Source organism: Lentzea sp. NPDC003310 (assembly GCF_040610935.1).
Classification (GTDB): Bacteria; Actinomycetota; Actinomycetes; order Mycobacteriales; family Pseudonocardiaceae; genus Lentzea.
In genome coordinates this window covers 149,682-167,629 of sequence record NZ_JBEXNC010000014.1, presented here as the reverse complement: position 1 = coordinate 167,629, position 17,948 = coordinate 149,682, and the positions used below count along the sequence as shown (strand labels likewise).

At 71.0% G+C, this 17,948-nt stretch carries 18 protein-coding genes; 9 read left to right on the top strand and 9 right to left on the bottom strand.

Annotation, left to right across the window (positions count from 1 at the left end; translation table 11 throughout):
- The first annotated feature begins 6 nt into the window (after nt 1-6).
- Nucleotides 7-1,395: a class II 3-deoxy-7-phosphoheptulonate synthase gene (locus tag ABZX02_RS28455; protein ID WP_355302423.1), complete on the top strand. Its 1,389-nt coding sequence runs from the start codon at nt 7-9 to the stop codon at nt 1,393-1,395.
- Between the two features lie 69 nt (nt 1,396-1,464).
- Here ABZX02_RS28455 and pknB read toward each other — a convergent pair whose 3' ends face one another.
- On the bottom strand, nt 1,465-3,492 hold the full coding sequence (pknB, locus tag ABZX02_RS28450) for a Stk1 family PASTA domain-containing Ser/Thr kinase (protein ID WP_355302422.1): 2,028 nt from the start codon (nt 3,490-3,492) through the stop codon (nt 1,465-1,467).
- 77 nt (nt 3,493-3,569) lie between these two features.
- On the opposite strand from pknB, the gene ABZX02_RS28445 reads away from it, so the two are divergent.
- Nucleotides 3,570-3,935, top strand: coding sequence for an Rv2175c family DNA-binding protein (locus ABZX02_RS28445; protein WP_355302421.1), 366 nt, complete (start codon nt 3,570-3,572; stop codon nt 3,933-3,935).
- A 77-nt stretch (nt 3,936-4,012) separates the two neighbouring features.
- Here the strand turns inward: ABZX02_RS28445 and ABZX02_RS28440 are convergent, their stop codons facing one another.
- The 3 genes from ABZX02_RS28440 to ABZX02_RS28430 all read right to left on the bottom strand — a co-directional run bounded on the left by ABZX02_RS28440 (nt 4,013) and on the right by ABZX02_RS28430 (nt 7,570).
- Nucleotides 4,013-4,888, bottom strand: a complete 876-nt coding sequence (locus tag ABZX02_RS28440) for a phytoene/squalene synthase family protein (RefSeq protein WP_355302419.1) — start codon at nt 4,886-4,888, stop codon at nt 4,013-4,015.
- The gene (gene mptB / locus ABZX02_RS28435; RefSeq protein WP_355302417.1) at nt 4,885-6,333 is read right to left on the bottom strand and encodes a polyprenol phosphomannose-dependent alpha 1,6 mannosyltransferase MptB; all 1,449 of its coding nucleotides are present in this window, start codon (nt 6,331-6,333) and stop codon (nt 4,885-4,887) included. The genes ABZX02_RS28440 and mptB overlap by 4 nt, the downstream gene beginning before the upstream one ends.
- A gap of 169 nt (nt 6,334-6,502) precedes the next feature.
- Nucleotides 6,503-7,570 carry a polyprenyl synthetase family protein gene (locus tag ABZX02_RS28430; RefSeq protein ID WP_355302416.1) on the bottom strand — a complete coding sequence of 356 codons (1,068 nt, stop codon included), beginning with the start codon at nt 7,568-7,570 and terminating at the stop codon, nt 6,503-6,505.
- Nucleotides 7,571-7,673: 103 nt separating this feature from the next.
- Here ABZX02_RS28430 and metF point away from each other — a divergent pair, with 103 nt between their 5' ends.
- Nucleotides 7,674-8,555: a methylenetetrahydrofolate reductase [NAD(P)H] gene (gene metF, locus ABZX02_RS28425; RefSeq protein ID WP_355302414.1), complete on the top strand. Its 882-nt coding sequence runs from the start codon at nt 7,674-7,676 to the stop codon at nt 8,553-8,555.
- On the opposite strand, the gene ABZX02_RS28420 is transcribed toward metF, so the two are convergent.
- Nucleotides 8,552-9,205: a DUF3153 domain-containing protein gene (locus ABZX02_RS28420; RefSeq protein ID WP_355302412.1), complete on the bottom strand. Its 654-nt coding sequence runs from the start codon at nt 9,203-9,205 to the stop codon at nt 8,552-8,554. The two genes, metF and ABZX02_RS28420, sit on opposite strands and share 4 nt — an antisense overlap.
- A gap of 108 nt (nt 9,206-9,313) precedes the next feature.
- On the opposite strand from ABZX02_RS28420, the gene ABZX02_RS28415 reads away from it, so the two are divergent.
- Nucleotides 9,314-10,966, top strand: coding sequence for a DUF885 domain-containing protein (locus tag ABZX02_RS28415; RefSeq protein WP_355302410.1), 1,653 nt, complete (start codon nt 9,314-9,316; stop codon nt 10,964-10,966).
- Nucleotides 10,967-11,078: 112 nt separating this feature from the next.
- Here the strand turns inward: ABZX02_RS28415 and ABZX02_RS28410 are convergent, their stop codons facing one another.
- Entirely contained in the window at nt 11,079-11,573 is a 495-nt protein-coding gene (locus ABZX02_RS28410) for a VOC family protein (protein WP_355302408.1), read from the bottom strand.
- Between the two features lie 24 nt (nt 11,574-11,597).
- Between ABZX02_RS28410 and ABZX02_RS28405 the strand changes: the two genes are divergently transcribed.
- A complete protein-coding gene (locus ABZX02_RS28405) occupies nt 11,598-13,166 on the top strand; it encodes an alkaline phosphatase D family protein (protein WP_355302406.1) in 1,569 nt (522 codons plus the stop codon).
- Here the strand turns inward: ABZX02_RS28405 and ABZX02_RS28400 are convergent.
- Nucleotides 13,143-13,889 (bottom strand): maleylpyruvate isomerase N-terminal domain-containing protein, encoded by a 747-nt coding sequence (locus tag ABZX02_RS28400; RefSeq protein ID WP_355302404.1) that lies wholly within the window; start codon nt 13,887-13,889, stop codon nt 13,143-13,145. The two genes, ABZX02_RS28405 and ABZX02_RS28400, sit on opposite strands and share 24 nt — an antisense overlap.
- Nucleotides 13,886-14,317, bottom strand: a complete 432-nt coding sequence (locus ABZX02_RS28395) for an SAV_6107 family HEPN domain-containing protein (RefSeq protein WP_355302402.1) — start codon at nt 14,315-14,317, stop codon at nt 13,886-13,888. Before ABZX02_RS28395 ends, ABZX02_RS28400 begins: the two co-directional genes overlap by 4 nt.
- A gap of 203 nt (nt 14,318-14,520) precedes the next feature.
- Between ABZX02_RS28395 and ABZX02_RS28390 the strand changes: the two genes are divergently transcribed.
- Nucleotides 14,521-15,009 (top strand): YbaK/EbsC family protein, encoded by a 489-nt coding sequence (locus tag ABZX02_RS28390; RefSeq protein WP_355302401.1) that lies wholly within the window; start codon nt 14,521-14,523, stop codon nt 15,007-15,009.
- Entirely contained in the window at nt 15,006-15,566 is a 561-nt protein-coding gene (locus ABZX02_RS28385) for a GNAT family N-acetyltransferase (RefSeq protein ID WP_355302399.1), read from the top strand. The genes ABZX02_RS28390 and ABZX02_RS28385 overlap by 4 nt, the downstream gene beginning before the upstream one ends.
- Here ABZX02_RS28385 and def read toward each other — a convergent pair.
- A complete protein-coding gene (def, locus tag ABZX02_RS28380; RefSeq protein WP_355302398.1) occupies nt 15,563-16,066 on the bottom strand; it encodes a peptide deformylase in 504 nt (167 codons plus the stop codon). The genes ABZX02_RS28385 and def overlap by 4 nt on opposite strands.
- 51 nt (nt 16,067-16,117) lie before the next feature.
- Between def and ABZX02_RS28375 the strand changes: the two genes are divergently transcribed.
- Together ABZX02_RS28375 and ABZX02_RS28370 are read left to right on the top strand one after the other, a co-directional pair.
- Nucleotides 16,118-16,747, top strand: coding sequence for a GntR family transcriptional regulator (locus tag ABZX02_RS28375; RefSeq protein WP_355302396.1), 630 nt, complete (start codon nt 16,118-16,120; stop codon nt 16,745-16,747).
- Nucleotides 16,744-17,730 (top strand): 1-aminocyclopropane-1-carboxylate deaminase, encoded by a 987-nt coding sequence (locus ABZX02_RS28370; protein ID WP_355302394.1) that lies wholly within the window; start codon nt 16,744-16,746, stop codon nt 17,728-17,730. The genes ABZX02_RS28375 and ABZX02_RS28370 overlap by 4 nt, the downstream gene beginning before the upstream one ends.
- Nucleotides 17,731-17,948 lie beyond the last annotated feature (218 nt).

Below are 17,948 nucleotides of genomic sequence, written 5' to 3'. Positions count from 1 at the left end.
AGCAGCGTGAACTGGACCGTGGACGTGCCCATCGACACGCTTCCCGAGCTTCCGCCGCTGCCTCCCGAGATGCGCAAGCGCCTGGACGACGCCCTGTCGCGCCCGGCCGCCCAGCAGCCCGACTGGCCCGACGCCGAACAGGTGCGTCGCGTGCGGACCGTGCTCGAGAGCGTGCCGCCGATCACCGTGCCCGCCGAGATCGACCGGCTGCACACGCAACTGGCGCAGGTCGCGAACGGTGAGGCATTTCTCCTGCAGGGCGGTGACTGCGCGGAGACGTTCGCTGACAACACCGAGCCGCACATCCGCGCGAACATCCGGACCCTGCTGCAGATGGCCGTGGTGCTGACCTACGGCGCGAGTCTCCCGGTGGTGAAGGTCGGCCGCATCGCCGGCCAGTACGCCAAGCCGCGTTCGTCGGGCATCGACGCTCTCGGTCTGCCGTCCTACCGCGGCGACATCATCAACTCCCTCGTGGCGACGCCGGAGGCCCGCGTCGCCGACCCCGGCCGCATGATCCGCGCCTACGCCAACGCGGGTGCGGCCATGAACCTGCTGCGGGCGCTCACCGGCGCCGGTCTCGCCGACCTGCACCGCGTGCACGACTGGAACCGCGACTTCGTGCGCACCTCGCCCGCGGGCGAGCGCTACGAGGCCCTGGCCGGCGAGATCGACCGCGGCCTCAAGTTCATGTCGGCCTGCGGCGTGAACGACCAGTCGCTGCACGGCACGGAGATCTTCGCGTCGCACGAGGCGCTGCTCCTCGACTACGAGCGCGCGCTGCTCCGCCTCGACACGACCGGCGACGAGCCGAAGCTCTACGACCTGTCGTCGCACTTCGTGTGGATCGGTGAGCGCACCCGTCAGCTCGACGGCGCGCACATCGCGTTCGCCGAGATGCTGGCGAACCCGATCGGTCTCAAGATCGGTCCGACGACGACGCCCGAGATGGCCGTCGAGTACGTCGAGCGCCTCGACCCGCACAACCGCCCCGGCCGCCTGACGCTCATCTCGCGCATGGGCAACCAGAAGGTGCGCGACGTGCTGCCCGCCATCGTCGAGAAGGTCGAGGCCAGCGGCCACAAGGTCATCTGGCAGTGCGACCCGATGCACGGCAACACGCACGAGTCGTCGACCGGCTACAAGACCCGCCACTTCGACCGCATCGTCGACGAGGTCCAGGGCTTCTTCGAGGTGCACCGCCGGCTCGGCACGCACCCCGGCGGCATCCACATCGAGCTCACGGGCGAGGACGTCACCGAGTGCCTCGGCGGCGCCCAGGAGATCTCGGACGACGACCTGGCCGGCCGCTACGAGACGGCGTGCGACCCGCGCCTGAACACGCAGCAGTCGCTCGAGCTCGCGTTCCTCGTGGCCGAGATGCTGCGGTCGTAGTTTCCTGAAGACGAGCTGAAGAACGAAGGGCCCCGCGTCGAGAACGCGGGGCCCTTCGCTTTGTGCTGATCAGAGACCGACGATCGTGATCTCGGTACCGCGCCGCACCCGCTGGCCCGGCTGGATCGACTGGTTCACCACCGTCGCGTTCCCGCTCTTGTTGAACTCGACCTTGACCTTCAGGCCGAGCCTCTCGAGCGCCTCCTTCGCGTCGCGCACCTTCTGGCGTGCGACGTCGGGCACCTCGACCTCGCGGTTGTTCTCGTAGAACAACGTGACGCGCTTGTTCTGCGTCGGGTCGAGCACCGTGCCCGCCGGGGGATCCGTGCGGACCACGCGCGACCCGTTGTTCTCCGGGCCGTCGTCGCCACCCGCGTCGACCGCCTCCAGGCCCGCGCGCTGCAGCTCCGCGAACGCCTCGTCCTTCGTCTTGCCCGTCACGTTCGGCACGGGCAGGCGCGGCGGCGGTCCCTTGCTCAGGATGAGCGTCACCGGGGCGTCGATGGCGAGCGCCGTGCCGGGACGCGGGTCGAGACCGACGACCCTGCCGATCGGCACGGTGTCGTGGAACGCGTCCTTGGCGGCGTCCTTGACCGTCTTCAGGCCCGCTGCCTGGATCTCCTTGACCGCGGCGGCCTCCTCGGCACCGGCGGTGATGAACGGCACCACCGGCCTGCCGCGCGACACGACAAGCTTGACCTGGTCGTTCTTGCGCAGCTCCGCACCGGGACCGGGGTCGGAGCTGATGACGGTGCCGTTCGGGACGTCGTTGGACGGCACCTTCTCGACCAGGCCCGTCAGGTCGGCCTTCGACAGCAGCAGCTGCGCGTTCTGCTCGGACTGACCGGCGACCGACGGCATCTCCGTGTAGCGGTTCGCGCCGACGTACCAGATGAACACGCCGACGAGGACCACGACGACACCGGCGACGGAGCCCCAGATCGTGTAGAGCTTCTTGCGGCGCTTGCGCTCCTCCTCGAGCTTCTCCGCCTGCGTCTTCCGCTTCTGCGCGGGACGGCGGCGCGGCTGCTCGGGCCGCTGCATCGTGCGCGTCGCCGAGGCCGGGATGCCGGGAGGAGGCGTCGGCGGGCCGGCGGTGTGGACCGTCGTCATCGCCGAGTTGATCGGGGGCTTGGGCACGACCGGACGGGTCGCCTCGGCCGCCGAGGGGGGAGTGGCGCCGACCGCGACGGGCACCGGCCGCATCACGACGGTCCGGTCGTTCTCGGGCAGCGAACCGGGCACGGGCACCGGCTGCGGCGTGAGGCCCAGCTCCGTGCCCACGCGCTCCAGCTCGGCGAGGAACGCCTCGGCGTTCGCCGGCCGCAGCACCGGGTCGCGTCGCGTCGCCTTGCGCACCAGCGTGTCGAGCGCGAGCGGGATCTCCGGGATCGACGGGACGTCCGAGTTCACGTGCTGGTACGCCACCGAGATCGCCGTCTCGCCGCGGTAGGGCGCCTGACCCGCCAGCATCTCGTAGAGCACGATGCCGGCCGAGTAGACGTCACTGCGCGCGTCCGCCGAGCCCGTCTCCACCTGTTCGGGGGACAGGTAGGCAACCGTGCCCAGGATCTCGCTGTCGCTCGTGACGCCGTTCTCGCCGATAGCCCTGGCCAGCCCGAAGTCCGCCACCTTGACCTGGCCACCCGGCCCGATCAGCACGTTCTCCGGCTTCACGTCGCGGTGCACGAGCCCGGCGCGGTGGGCCGCGCCCAGCGCCGACAGCACCGGCCCGAGAATGCTCAACGCGACGGCGGGAGCGAGCTTGCCGCGCTGGTTGAGCAGGTCACGGAGGTTGCCGCCGTCGATCAGCTCCATCACCAGGTACACCTGGTCACCGTCGACGCCCTGGTCGTGCACGGACACCACGGCCGGGTGATGCAGCTGGGCCGCGGCGCGCGCCTCGCGCTCGAAGCGCAGCACGAACGAGGGGTCCGCCGTCAGGTGCGGATCCATCACCTTGATGGCGACATCGCGATCGAGGCGGGTGTCACGACCTCGATAGACGGTGGACATGCCACCGCGCGCGAGCACGGAGTCCACCCGGTAGCGCTGCTCCAGCAGTCCACCCATCACGTTCGAAACCGACCTCTCCACAGTGCGAGATGGTAAAGCTCAGGATGACCCGGTTGGCGGAAGGGCGTTCCCAGTTCGGTTATGGCATTGTGACCCCCGTGAGTGCGATTCCTGCCGCTGCGGATGTACTGGCTGCCGACCTGGAGGTTCTTCCCCTCCCCGAGGTCGCCGAACGGATGGGGCTTCCGGTCACCCGGGTCCACCAACTGCTGCGCGACGGGCAACTGCTCGCCGAGCGGCGGTCCGGCGTTCTCGTCATCCCCGAAGCGTTCCTCGCTGCCGGAGGTGTGGTGAAGGGTCTGCCCGGCACCATCACGGTGCTGCGCGACCAGGGCTTCTCCACGGACGAGATCCTGCGCTGGCTCTTCACGGAGGACGAAAGCCTCCCTGGCACTCCGATCGAAGCATTGCGCGGTGACCGTGGGCGTGAGGTAAAGCGCCGCGCGCAGTCCATGGGCTTCTAGACCACAGGCCGCGGCCGTTCCGGGCGTCTCCGCTGATGGGAGACGCCCGGAACCTGCGTGCGCGACTAAGCCGGTGCTCACCTCTGCAGCGCCCGCGCCATGAGCGCCTGCGCGGCACCGGGCACCGCCACGGCCAGTCGCCGCGAGTTCGGCACGGCCACTCGCCGCCACAACACCTCGCAGCCGACGAGCCCGAGGATGTCGCTATACAGCCTGTATGCAGTGCGCACACAGGGGCGCGACGCGACCGACAACATGTCGATGCCCGGCTCCGCCGACCGGTAGACCTCGTAGGTGTGCGCGACGAGATCGTCGAGCGCCCTTTGCACCCGGACGTTTGCGCGCGACCGCAACCGACACCATTGCAAAAGCTCGCGGTCAACGCCGTGCGCGGTTAGAACGTCTAACGGCAGATAGACCCGCCCGCGGTCGAGGTCCTCGCCGACGTCGCGCAGGAAGTTCGTGAGCTGGAAAGCCACCCCGAGGCGCGCGGCGTACGGCGCGGCCTCCTCGCGCGGCACGACGGTGCCGAGCACCGGAAGCATCTGCAGCCCGATGACCTCCGCCGAGCCGTGCACGTACACGCCGAGCGCGTCGAGGTCCGCGTACTCGGTCACGTCGAGGTCCATCCGCATCGACGCGAGGAAGTCCGTGAACAGCTGCCGGTCGATGTCGTAGCGGTGCGTCGTGTCCGCGAGCGCGCGCAGCACCGGGTTCGACGGCTCCTTCTCGAGGAGGCGCTCCAGGCGGTCCAACTCGCCCGCGCGGTCGGCGACCCCGGCCGCGTCGACGATCTCGTCGGCCCAGCGCGCGAACGCGTACAGGGCGTGCACCGCCGGACGCTGCGCAGGGCTCAGCAACGTCGTGGCCAGGAAGAACGTCTTGCCGTACCGCGCGTTCACCCGGCGGCAGGCCGCGTAGTCCGCCGCCAGGCCCTCTGTCGCGGGGCTCATTCGTAGCGCGTGGACAGGCCGAACGGGTCCGGCTTCACCAGCGACCGCGCGGCGAGCACCGACACCGCCAGCGCGAAGAACAGGTAGCCCCACGAGTAGAGCGCCGTGTCGCCGTTCGGGAACGTGACCAGCAGCAGGAACAGCGACGCGATCGTCATCGTGACCAGGCCGGCCGTGCTCCAGGCGAACCCGGCGGCCAGGGCCAGCGGCCAGCTGAAGTACCAGGGCAGCGTCGCGGGCGACAGCAGCGCCACGGCCAGCATCGTCAGCGCGCCACGCCGGATCGCGTCGCGCACCTCGCCGTCGCGGGCCGCCCACCACTGCGTGTACGCGATCCAGATCAGCACCACGGAGCCCAGCGCGCGCGCCACGCCGATGAAGATGCCGCCGTCGACGTAGACGAACCAGTTCACGACCATGCGCACGAAGTCGCCGACCGCGCTCGGCAGCGACAGCCAGTTGATGATCATCGACGAGCTGCGCAGAGCCGGGATCCAGCCGAGGTTCACCCCGGCGATCACCGTGCACACGGCGAACGTGCCGAGGAACGCGGCGAGGGCCGGCAGCAGCGCCTTGCGGAACTGGGCCTTCTTGTCGCCGTCGAGCCGCGCCGCCCAGATCCACACGAGGAACGGGGCGATCACGACCGCCGTCGCCTTCACCGAGAACGCGAGGGCGAGCAGCACGAACCCGAGCACGTGCCTGCGGTCGAGCACCAGCAGCACGCCGGCCGCCATCAGCCCGACCATCAGCAGGTCGTTGTGCGCGCCGCCGATCAGGTGGATGAGCACCAGCGGGTTCGCCGCGACCAGCCACAGCGCGATCGCCGACTTGCCGCCCAGGTGCCTGCTCAGGCCCGGCAGCGACCAGCACAGCAGCACCAGGCCGCCCGCGAGGGAGAACCGCATGGCGACGACGCCGAGGATGACGCTCGCGTCCGTGATCCACACGATCGCCTTCGCGATCAGGATGAACAACGGCCCGTACGGCGCCGGCGTGTGCTGCCACACCCAGCTGACGTTCTCCGACAGCGTGCTCTGCAGGACCGCGGGCCCGACCGTGTACGGGTCGTACCCGCTCAGCGCGAGCTGGCCCTGGGCCAGGTAGCTGTAGATGTCCTTGCTGAACAGCGGCGGCGCGAAGAGCAGCGGCAACGTCCAGACCGTGACCGCGACCAGCACCGCGAAGTCGCCGATCTCGCCCCACCGCACGAGGCGGCCGAGCCGGATCCACGCCCAGATGACGAGGCCCAGCCCGAGGTACAGGACCATGCTCGCGAGGTCGCGGCCGTGGCCGTAGCGCAGCCAGCTCAGCCCGACCTGGGCGAGCAGCGGGTCGCGCTCGAGGATCGCGCCGGCACCCATGCCCCCGAGCGCGATCAGCGCCACGCCCAGCAGGCCGAGCATGGTCGTGCGGATGGGGATGGCGTAGGTGTTCGCGCGCACGACTGGTCGAAGCTCCTGTGGAGACGCCTCGGAGCTCGTGCGGGGGAGGGACGGAGTTGCTGCCATCGCCCGAACATCGTTGCACAACGCGCGGAAGCGTCAGCAGGCAACGGCCCACACGGTCACGAGGAGTTAATCAACTCTCAGGAACGGCGGCGGGTGATCGACTTCAGAAGGCCCGCTTCGTGGAGCTGATCGCGAGGTCGGCGAGCTTGGTCGCGGCCGGTTCGGCCACGGGGGCGGCGTCGAGGGCGGCGAGCGCGCTCTTCGTCAGGTCCTCGATGCGCTCCTCGACGGCGTCGACGGCGCCGACCTTGACCAGCGCGCGCCGCACCTCCTCGACGGTGTCCAGGTCGAGGTCGGGCCGGCCCAGGGCGGTGTCCAGCACGTCGGCGCCGAACTGGGTGCCCAGGGCGACGAGCAGAGTGCGCTTGCCCTCGGCGAGGTCGTCGCCCGCGGGCTTGCCGGTGACCTCGGGGTCGCCGAACACGCCCAGCAGGTCGTCGCGCAGCTGGAACGCGACGCCGATGTTGGCGCCGAACGCCCGCAGGCCGTCGATCAGCTCGGGGGAGCCGCCCGCCATCGCGGCGCCCATGTGCAGCGGTCGTTCGACGGTGTACGCGGCCGTCTTGAGCCGGTCGATGCGCAGCGCGGCGTCGGGGGACGAGTCGCCCGTGGCCTGCGTCAGCACGTCGAGGTACTGGCCCGCGAGCATCTCGGTGCGCATGTCCCGCCACGGCTCGCTCATCCGGCGCAGCACATCGGACGGCAGCCCGGCGGCGAAGAGCATGTCGTCGGCCCACGCCAGCGCGACGTCGCCGATCAGCACCGCCGCCGACATGCCGAAGCGCTCCGACGAGCCGAGCCAGCCCTGCTCGCGGTGCCGCGCGCCGAACGCGACGTGCACGGTCGGCTTGCCCCGGCGCACCGACGAGGCGTCCATCAGGTCGTCGTGGATCAGCGCGCACGCCTGGATCAGTTCCAGCGAGCTGACCGCCATGAGCACCTCGCCAGCCAGCTCGCCGTCGGGGTCGCCCCCAGCCGCGCGCCAGCCCCACCACGCGTAGGTCGGGCGGATGCGCTTGCCCCCGCCCAGCACGAAGTCGGAGAGCGCGTCGACGGCGCTCGCGAAGCTCGGGTCCATCGCCTCGCCGGACGCGCGGCGGGAGGCCAGATACGTGGTCAGCGCGTGCTCGACGTGCTGGGGCAGGGCGACGTCGATCTGGTGGTGGGACACCCCACCATGGTCCGCTGTGTCCCGGGCCACGCGCATGTCGGGGCGGCGTACCACATGGTGAGCTGGTGTCCCACCCAGCGGAAGACCCACTAGGGTTGGCCCCATGACGTCGGTGGTGGAACGGCTCCAGGGGGAGTCCCCCAAGTTCTCGGTGGAGTTCCTCCCGCCGCGAGACGCGGAGGACGAGAAGATCCTCTGGAGGGCCGTCCGCGAGCTGGAGGGCCTCGACCCGGCGTTCGTGTCCATCACCTACGGAGCGGGCGGCTCGCGCCGCGACCGCACGATCCGCGCCACCGGTCGCATCGCGCAGGAGACGACGCTGCTGCCCGTCGCCCACCTCACCGCCGTCGAGCACTCCGTGGCGGAGCTGCGCAACGTCATCGGCTGGTACGCGGCGATCGGTGTGCGCAACATCCTCGCGCTGCGCGGCGACCCTCCCGGCGACCCGATGGGCGAGTGGGTCGCGCACCCCGAGGGCCTCAACTACGCCGACGAGCTGGTGCGGCTGGTCCGCGAGCTCGGCGACTTCTGCGTGGGCGTGGCGGCGTTCCCGTACGGGCACCCGCGCTCCGGCGACCTCGACACCGACCTGAAGTACCTGCTGCGCAAGCTCGACGCGGGCGCGGACTACGCGGTGGCGCAGCTGTTCCACGCGCCGGAGCCGTTCCTGCGGATGCGCGACCGGGTGGCGGCCGCGGGCTGCACCGCCGCGATCCTGCCCGGCATCATGCCGATGCTGTCGCCGCGCGGCCTGGCCAAGATCGTGGAGCTGTCGGGTGCCGACCTGCCGCTCGACGTGTCGCGCCGGCTGGAGCCGTACGCGGACGACGTGGCGGGGTTCCGGGCCACGGGTATCGACATCGCCACCGAGATGTGCCAGCGGCTGCTCGACGAAGGCGTTCCCGCGCTGCACTTCTACACGATGAACAGGGCGAAGGCGACGCGGGAAGTGTTGGGGCGCCTGGGTTTGGTGACGCGCGCCTAGAGCGTGACGTTGCGCTTGTGGGCGATGAGCGCGAGCACGACGACGATCAGCGCGGCCCCGCCCGTGAGCCCGGCGACGAGCAGTGCCCAGCCGAAGAAGGACTGGGAGTTCTCGCCCGCGTACTGCACGGTGGCCTGCAGCATCGAGGCCTGACCGGGTTTCGGAGACCACGCGATCGTGTTGTTCTCCTCCTCGCGGCCGTTGGTGTTCACGATCTTGCCGGGGAAGCTGACCTTGACCTGGATGTCCGCGCGTTCGACGGGCACCTGGGTCAGGTCCACCGACCCCGAGAGCGTGACAAGATCACCCGACCGGCGGAAGTTGAGGCTGTAGCGGCTGTTCGACGAGCTCGTGGACGTCGAGAGCGTCCGCATCTCGTCGAACGTCAGGCCGTTGAAGAACAGCTGCGTGCCGGCGTAGGACTCCACCCGGTACGGCTTGGTGGTGACGCGGCTCGCGAGCTCCTCCGGCACCTTGAGCTGCGGACCGGGGTCGTTGTCCTGCGTCGGCGGGGTGGCCGCGACGATCTCGCCGGAGATGCGGTCGTCGTCCGAGACGGCCATGGCGGCGTAGACGCGAACGCAACCGCTCAACGAGAACAAGGTGAGCAGCAAGAAGACCGGCAGCAGCAGTGCCCGGGAACGACGCACGGCGGACATCCTGCCAGGGCGGTCCAAACGACGCAGGTCCCCTCCGAAGGTCGTGAGCTTGACTAACTACCTTTTGGTGTCGGAAGGCGCGAGGTAGCGTCTCGGCGCATGGCATCCGTGCACGACATCAGCAACAAGTTCGTCAGCGACTACGTGGCGCTCGACCCCATCACCGCCACCGCCCTGGGCTTCGCGGGATCCGACGACCAGCTGCCGGACCTCTCCCCGGAAGGGCACGCCGCACGCGACGAACTCGCCGTCCGCGCTCTCGCCGCCATCACCGCCGCCGAGCCCGCGGATGCCTCGGAGGAGGCGGCCCGCGCCGTCTTCCTCGAACGCACGGGCCTGGAGCACGAGCTGTACGAGGCCGGGGAGACCGAGTCCTCGCTGAACGTCATCGCGAGCCCGATCCAGTCCGTCCGCGACATCTTCGACCAGATGCCGACCGACACCGCCGAGCAGTGGGCCACCATCGGCCGCCGCCTCGCCGCCGTGCCCGCCGCACTGGACGGTCTGCGCGCCTCTCTCTCGCACGCGGCCTCGCGCGGTCACGTCTCCGCGATCCGTCAGGTCACCAAGGTCGCCAAGCAGTGCGACACGTTCGCCTCGACGTTCTTCGGCCCGTTCGTCGCCTCGGCCGACGTCGACGGCACCGTGCGTTCCTCCCTCGACGCCGGCGCGACGGCCGCGGCCGCCGCCTACGCGGACTTCGCGTCGTTCCTGCGCACGACCCTCGCACCCCAGGCGCCCGCGAAGGACGCCGTGGGCGAGGAGCGCTACCGGCTCGGCTCGCGCTACTTCACCGGCTCGCGCCTCGACCTCGCCGAGGCCTACGAGTGGGGCTGGCAGGAGTTCCTCGGCATCGAGGCCGAGATGAAGGAGGTCGCGGGCCGCCTCAAGCCGGGCGCGACCCTCGCGGAGACCGCCGCGTACCTCGACGAGCAGCCGCGCTACCAGGTCCACGGCCAGGCCGGGCTGCAGGCGTGGATGCAGGAGCTGTCCGACAAGGCCCTGCTCGACCTGCGCGACGTGCACTTCGACCTGCCCGACGCGCTGATGAGCCTCGAGTGCAAGATCGCCCCGCCCGGCGGTGGCGTCGGCGCCTACTACACGCCGCCGACCGCGGACTTCTCCCGCCCTGGCCGCATGTGGTGGTCGATCGCCGAGGGCAAGTCGGTGTTCCCGACGTGGCGCGAGACCTCGACGGTCTACCACGAGGGCGTCCCGGGCCACCACCTCCAGTGCGCGACGGCGGTCTACCAGTCCCAGACGCTGAACGACTTCCAGCGCCTCATGTGCTGGGTCTCGGGCCACGGCGAGGGCTGGGCGCTCTACGCGGAACGCCTCATGCGCGAGCTCGGCTACCTCGACGACGACGGCGACCTGCTCGGCATGCTCGACGCGCACCTGTTCCGCGCGGGCCGGGTGATCGTCGACATCGGCATGCACCTGGAGCTGGAGATCCCGAAGGGCGCCGGCTTCCACGACGGCGAGCGCTGGACCCCGGAGCTCGGCCTGGAGTTCATGCTGACCCGCACGCTGCAGGAGCCGGCGGCGGCCCGCGACGAGATCGACCGCTACCTCGGCTGGCCGGGCCAGGCGCCGGCGTACAAGCTCGGCGAGCGCCTGTGGCTCGCGGCCCGCGAGGACGCACGGGCCCGCAAGGGCGCCGACTTCGACCTCAAGCGCTTCCACAAGGACGCGCTGGAGATGGGCGCGATGGGCCTCGACACCCTTCGCGAGCGGCTGGCCGCGCTCTGACGCACGAGCTCGTCGCAAAGCTCTGACCAGCGCTGACACCTGTGCAATGGACGTTTGCGGTCGACTGCAAACGTCCATTGCACAAGGCGTGCTGTCGTGGGAGCTCCCGCCGTCAGGCCGGATCGGCCCACCGCACGCGCACCCGGTGAGTGATCGGCTCCGCGTCCTCGGTCCGCACGAACTCGAGCCACGGCCCCGGCTCCGGCCGCACCGACGCGAAGCCGTCGCCGCTGCGCGCCACCGGGTGCCCGGTCGCCTCCGCCGACGCCAGCGGCTCCCGCGAGTCGACGACCACCGCCGCGACGACGCCGGGGTACTCGGGCCGCGGTTCGAGGACGCAGAACTCGTTGCCCTGCGGATCGCGCAGCACCACCCACGGCACGTCGGCCTGGCCGACGTCGGCGTGCTCGGCGCCGAGCTTCAGGGCGCGCGCCACGATGTCCGCCTGGTGCTCGGGCGAGGAGGAGGCCAGGTCGATGTGGACCCGGTTCTTCTCGATCTTCGGAGCGTCGCTCCACACGAACGTCAGCTCGATCTCGTCGCCGGCGAACTCGGACCAGAACGCGGCCAGCGCCGGGGGATCGGCGGACTCGAACGTGATTTCCACCCGTGCGAGGGTACTGTCTCGCGCGTGGCGAAGCTGGTGCTCGGACCCCTTCTCAGATATGTCGACGCAACGTCCGCGACGTTGTGGGTGGAGACCGACGCTTCGTGCGAGGTCGAGATCGCGGGCAGCACCGCCCGCACGTTCCAGGCGGGCGCGCAGCACTTCGCGCTCGTGCGGCTGGAGAACCTGGGCGCGCGCACCGAGTACGACGTCCGGCTGGACGGCGAGCTCGTGTGGCCGGAACCGGACAGCGAGTTCCCCAAGCCGGTCATCCGCACCGGAGAGGTCCGGCAGATCGCGTTCGGGTCGTGCCGTGCCGCTCCGAAGGCGCCGGTCGGGCCGGACGCCCTCGACGCGTTCGCGCAGCGGCTCATGGAGCTGCCGGAGGAGGCGTGGCCGCAGGCGCTGGTCCTGCTGGGGGACCAGGTCTACGCCGACGAACCCACCGAGGCCACCAAGCAGTGGCTGCGCGAACGCCGCAACGGCACCAAGGAACCCGACGGCGAGGTCGTGCACTTCGGCGAGTACGCGCGCCTCTACCACGAGACCTGGGGCGACCCGGAGATCCGCTGGCTGCTGTCGGTCGTGCCCACCGCGATGATCTTCGACGACCACGACGTGCGCGACGACTGGAACACGTCCGCCGTGTGGCGCAAGGAGATGGCGGAGAAGCCGTGGTGGCGCGACAGGATCCGCGGCGCCATCTCGTCGTACTGGGTCTACCAGCACCTGGGCAACCTCAGCCCGGACGAGCTCGCCCGCAACCCCTTGTACGCCAAGGTGAAGGCCCAGGACACGGACGTCCTGCCGCTGCTGCTCGAGTTCGCCGAGGAGGCGGACAAGGAGACCGACGGCCGCAAGCCGACGTGGTGGAGCTTCCGCCGCGAGTTCGGCCGCGCCCGGTTGCTCATGGTCGACACGCGCTCCGGCCGCATCCTCGACGAGGGCAAGCGGCAGATGGTGAGCGACGAGGAGTTCGACTGGATCGAGCAGAACACCGACGGCGAGGACATCGACCACCTGCTGATCGGGTCGTCGCTGCCGTGGCTGATGCCGCACGCGCTCAGCCACTTCCAGTCGATCAACGAGATCGGCGCGCGCAAGGCTGGCTGGCAGGGCAAGGCGGCCGAGGGCATCAGGCAGGCCGTCGACCTCGAGCACTGGCCCGCGTTCCGCGAGTCGTTCGACCGGCTCACCCGCATGATCGAGAAGGCCGCGAACAACGGCGCCGCGACGGTGTGCGTGCTCTCCGGCGACGTGCACCACAGCTACGTCGCCGAGGCCGAGTTCCCCAGGCCCACCAAGGCCTTCGTCGCTCAGCTCGTGTGCTCGCCGATCCACAACGAGGCGCCGAAGTTCCTGCGGCCGGGGTTCCGGTTCTCCTGGTCACGCCCGGCCTCGTGGATGTTCCGCAGGCTCGCGACGTGGGTCGGCGTGCCGCAGGACCAGGTGAGCTGGCGCAAGACCAGCGGCCCGCACTTCGGGAACTCCGTGGCACTGCTGGACTTCGACGGCCGCCGCGCCCGCTACCGGCTGATCTCGGCAGCGGGCGAGGAGACCACGAGCGTCCTACTTGGTCGCGAGCCGCAGTAGCGCCCACAGCTGCGCGATCGCGTCGTGGTCGCCGACCACCTCGACCATCCGGTCGGGCAGCCGGCCCCACAGCCAGCGGTACATCGTCATCGGTCCCGCCGACACCTGCGCGTCGGCGACGTGCGCGTCCTCCGGGTCGACCACGCGCCACGCCGACGCGCCGTGCGGCCCGCAGCGCGTGAGCCACAGGTGGTCCTCGACCTGGATGGTGACGAGGCTGTCCCGCGACCCCCGCACGCCGAGCACGTCCAGCTTGTGCCCCAGCCACAACGTGAGCACCTCGTCGACGCCGTCGACCGCGACCTCGTCGTCGACGGCGCCGACCTCCAGACCGGCCGCGCCCTGGACGTCCATGCGGTGCACGGTCGTCTCGTGCGCGAGCCTGCGCCGCCAGAACCCGTAGTTCTGCTGGTCGGGCCACCACGTCGCGCACGGCTCGTCCTCGTCGTGCGCCTCCAGTTCCGCGAGCACGGCCTCCGCGCCGGTCCGCATGAAGTCGAGCGGGTCCTCGCCGGGCTCGGGGTAGTCGCGCCACTCCCCGGCCTCCGGTTCGCGGCCGAGCCTGATCCACGCCAGCGCGCCGCGGTAGCCACCGCCGACGTGCCGCACCGTCTCCCCGAGGTTCAGCCCGGGGCAGGCGGGCACGCCCTTGTGCGGCGGCTGGCCGATCGCGGACATGACGAGCAGCTCCGCTTCACGGCGCAGGACTTCCAGGTGGTTCACCGTCGCGCCTCGCTCATCACGCGGTCGACGATGGACACGAACAAATGGGTCTGACGCACGAGATCGTCGGCCGTGCGCGCGTTGACGTGCCTCGTGATCCCCGCGAGCACGGCGGCCCGTGTGGCCGACCACGACGCGAAGAAGGTGGCCCACTCGCTCATCTCCGGCGCCATCGCGGCGAGCAGCACCCACGCGCTGGTGGGCCTCGACCGTCCGCGATGAGGTCGTCCGCGCAGGGCGAGCACCGCCGCGGCGGCGCGCAACGCGGCGAGATAAGCGGTCGCGAACCGTTGCGGGGGTTCGGGCGTGCGCTCCGCCTCGGCGAGCGAGTCGCGGGCCTGCCGCAGCAGGGCGAGCGCGGACGCGGGTGGCAGCGGAACGGGGATCGGAACGGGGAAGGCTGCCGGATTCGAAAGTTCGGCGGTCATCTCGGCCTCCTCGTGGCGTCGGCGAACGACGTCACCGCCGAGGGGAAGCCGGCGGCTCTCGGAGGTGGGGTGCTTCCCCCACCCCACCTCCGAGGCATGGTGAGACTCGAACACATGTTCGAGTCCCCACCAGCGTAGCTGTCCGCGGAGGGATTCCTCAACCCGCCCCACCGCGTGGGCGCGAGTCGTGGTCTGATGGAGACGTGAGTGCGCTCGAACACCCCGGAATCCGCAGGGTGGCGGAAGCCCTGCCGCCCGCCACCGCCGACCGCATCGTCGTGCTGCCGGACGCGGTGCGGACCGCGGCGGCCGCGGCGCAGGCGGTGGGCGTGGAGGTCGGCGCCATCGCGAACAGCCTGGTCTTCGCCGCGGTGCGGGACGGGGAGGCGACGCCGCTGCTGGTGCTCACCTCGGGCGCGCACCGCGCGGACACCGCACTGGTCGCCGAGCTCGTCGGAGCCGACGCGGTCAAGCGCGCCGACCCCGAGTTCGTCCGCGAGCACACGGGCCAGGTGATCGGCGGCGTGTCGCCGGTCGGGCACCCGGCGCCGATCGAGACCGTGGTGGACGAGTCGCTGTCCGGCTACGAGGAGATCTGGGCGGCCGCGGGTCATCCGCACGCCGTCTACCCCACGACGTTCGCGGACCTGGTGGCGCTGACGGGCGGTCGCGTCGCGGTGGTGTCGGCATGACGGCCTCGCCGCGCCTGGAGCGCATCGTCGAGCTCACGGCCGAGGAGCTGAACGTGCGGCTGGGCGAGGCCCTCGCCCTGTACGTGACGGCCATGAACTACCCGCCCGCCACGGTCGAGCAGCGCGCCCCGATGTGGCTCGCGCACATGATGCGCGAGGACTGGCGTTGCGTCGTCGCGCTGGGGGAGTCCGACGAGCTCGTCGGCATCGGCTACGGCTACCGCGGCGCGGCCGGCCAGTGGTGGCACGAGCAGGTGCGGCGCGGGCTGATGCAGGTCTCGCCGCCCGCCGTCGTCGACGCGTGGCTCACCGACTACTTCGAGCTCACCGAACTGCACGTGCTGCCGCGCGCGCAGGGCCGCGGCCTCGGCGAGGACCTGCTGCGCCACCTGCTGGAGGGCGTGCGGTCCGCGAACGTGCTGCTGTCCACGCCCGAGGGCCCGAGCAAGGCGTGGAAGCTCTACCGCCGCGTCGGCTTCGAGGACGTGCTGCGGCACTACCAGTTCACCGGCGACCCGCGCCCGTTCGCGGTGCTCGGCCGCAAGCTGCCGGTCTAGAACCAGTCCGACTTCCGCGCCGCGCGCATCGCCTCGCGCCGCAGCTCGGGAGTGAGGCGGGACAGGTACAGCCTCCCGTCCAGGTGGTCGGTCTCGTGCTGCAGGCAGCGCGCCATCAGGCCGGTCCCGCGCACGACGACAGGCTCGTTGCGCAGATCGACGCCGCGCACGACGGCCTCCCTGGCGCGCACCGTGGGGAACGCGAGCCCGGGAACCGACAGGCACCCCTCGCCGCCGTCCTGGGTCTCCTCGGACAGCTCCACGATCTCCGGGTTGAGCACGTACCCGCGCCGGCGGCAGCCGTCCTCCGGCAGGTCGTAGCTGAACGCGCGCAGCCCGACGCCGATCTGCGGCGCCGCGAGCCCGGCCCGACCCTCCGGCTCGACCGTGTCGAGCAGGTCCGCGACCAGCGCCTCGAGAGCGCGGTCGAACCGCGTCACCGGGTCAGCCGGGCTCGCCAGCACGGGATCGCCGAAGAGCCGGATGTCGCGCATCGCCATGTCGATCAGCCTAGGTTGCGATCATCCGGCCCCGGACCTACTCTCACCAATATGCAATATATTGGATATGGGTCACTGAAGGAGCGGGCGGCGGCCGAGATCCGGTCGGCGATCGTGCGCGGCGACCTCGAGCCGGGCGCGCCCATCAAGGACGTCGAACTGGCCGAGCGGCTGGGCCTGTCCCGCACCCCGGTGCGCGAGGCGCTCGCGACGCTGACCGACGAGGGCCTCGTCGAGACGAAGCGCCACGCCTACACCCGTGTCACCGCCTTGGAGGCGGAACCCGTGCGCGACGCGCTCGTCGTCGTGCAGTCGATGCACTCGCTCGCCATGGGCCTGGCCGTGCCCCGGATGACCGCCGAGGACATCACCGCGATGCGCACGGCCAACAAGGCGTTCAAGAAGGCGTTGGACGCCAACGACGCCGTGGCCGCGCTCGCCGCCGACGACGAGTTCCACGCCGTAGCCGTCCGCTGCTGCGCCAACTTCGCGATCGCCGCGACCATCGACCGCTACACCCCGCTGGTGCGCCGGATCGAGCACAGCCGCTTCTCCTCACCGAACGCGCGGCACTCCGTGACGCAGCACGAACAGATCGTCGAGGCCTGCGAGCAGCGCGACGAACCGCTGGCCACACGCCTGGTCGACCAGAACTGGAACACGCTGAAGGAGGAACTGTGAACAGATTCCCGCTGCTCTTCGGTCCGTCCCCGGTCCACCGCCTGGACCGCCTCACGTCCCACCTCGGCGGCGCCGCGGTCTGGGCGAAGCGCGAGGACTGCAACTCCGGCCTCGCCTACGGCGGCAACAAGACCCGCAAACTCGAGTACCTCGTCGCCGACGCCCTCGCCACCGGCTGCGACACCCTCGTGTCGATCGGCGGCATCCAGTCCAACCACACCCGCCAGGTCGCCGCCGCAGCGGCCCGCGCCGGCCTCAAGGCCGTGCTGGTGCAGGAGAGCTGGGTCGAGTGGTCCGACGTCGGCAGCGACCGCGTCGGCAACATCCTGCTCAGCCGCATGATGGGAGCCGACGTCCGCCTGGTGGACGCCGAGTTCGGCATCGGCGTCAAACCGGCCTGGGAACAGGCGATCGAGGAGGTCCGCGCGAACGGCGGCAAGCCGTACCCGATCCCGGCCGGCGCCTCCGACCACCCGCTCGGCGGCATGGGCTTCGCCTCGTGGGCCGACGAGGTCCGGCAGCAGGAGGAGCAGCTCGGCGTCTTCTTCGACACCATCGTCGTCTGCTCGGTCACCGGCAGCACCCAGGCGGGCATGGTCGCGGGCTTCGCGGGAGACACCGGCCGCCGCGTGCTGGGCATCGACGCCTCCGCCAAGCCCGCCGAGACCCTCGACCAGATCACCCGCATCGCGCACAACACCGCGAAGCTGCGCGAGGTCACCGTGTCCGAAGAGGACATCCTGCTCGACGACCGGTTCCACGCGGGTGTCTACGGCATCGCCGACGAGTCCACTGTGGAGGCGATGCGGCTGGGGGCGAGCCTGGAGGGCATGATCACCGACCCCGTGTACGAGGGGAAGTCGCTGGCGGGACTCATCCACCTCGTGTCGTCAGGGGAGATCGGGCGTGACTCGACGGTGCTGTACGCGCACCTGGGTGGGCAGCCGGCGCTGAACGCCTACAGTTCGCTCTTCCCGCAGTAGGAGGGGCTCGCGGGTTCGGTGGGGCTGGGGCTGGGGCGGGGCGGCGGCCGGGTTGTGCGGTCGGGTCGGCTCAGCCACCGCCGTGAGACGTGTCGGCTCGGGCGCGGGTCACAGCTCACCTGCTTGGCGGCGCCTTGGCTCACCAGCCCGCCGCCCACCAGCCCGCGCCTGTCCACCAGCCCGCCGCCCACCAGCCCGCGCCTGTCCACCAGCCCGCC

Coding starts and splice junctions, on each gene's coding strand:
- ABZX02_RS28440 (WP_355302419.1), bottom strand. CDS start 4,888: ATGAGCCCCGCGACAGAGGGCCTGGCGGCGGACTACGCGGCCTGCCGC.
- ABZX02_RS28385 (WP_355302399.1), top strand. CDS start 15,006: ATGACGGCCTCGCCGCGCCTGGAGCGCATCGTCGAGCTCACGGCCGAG.
- metF (WP_355302414.1), top strand. CDS start 7,674: ATGACGTCGGTGGTGGAACGGCTCCAGGGGGAGTCCCCCAAGTTCTCG.
- def (WP_355302398.1), bottom strand. CDS start 16,066: ATGGCGATGCGCGACATCCGGCTCTTCGGCGATCCCGTGCTGGCGAGC.
- ABZX02_RS28395 (WP_355302402.1), bottom strand. CDS start 14,317: ATGACCGCCGAACTTTCGAATCCGGCAGCCTTCCCCGTTCCGATCCCC.
- ABZX02_RS28375 (WP_355302396.1), top strand. CDS start 16,118: ATGCAATATATTGGATATGGGTCACTGAAGGAGCGGGCGGCGGCCGAG.
- ABZX02_RS28415 (WP_355302410.1), top strand. CDS start 9,314: ATGGCATCCGTGCACGACATCAGCAACAAGTTCGTCAGCGACTACGTG.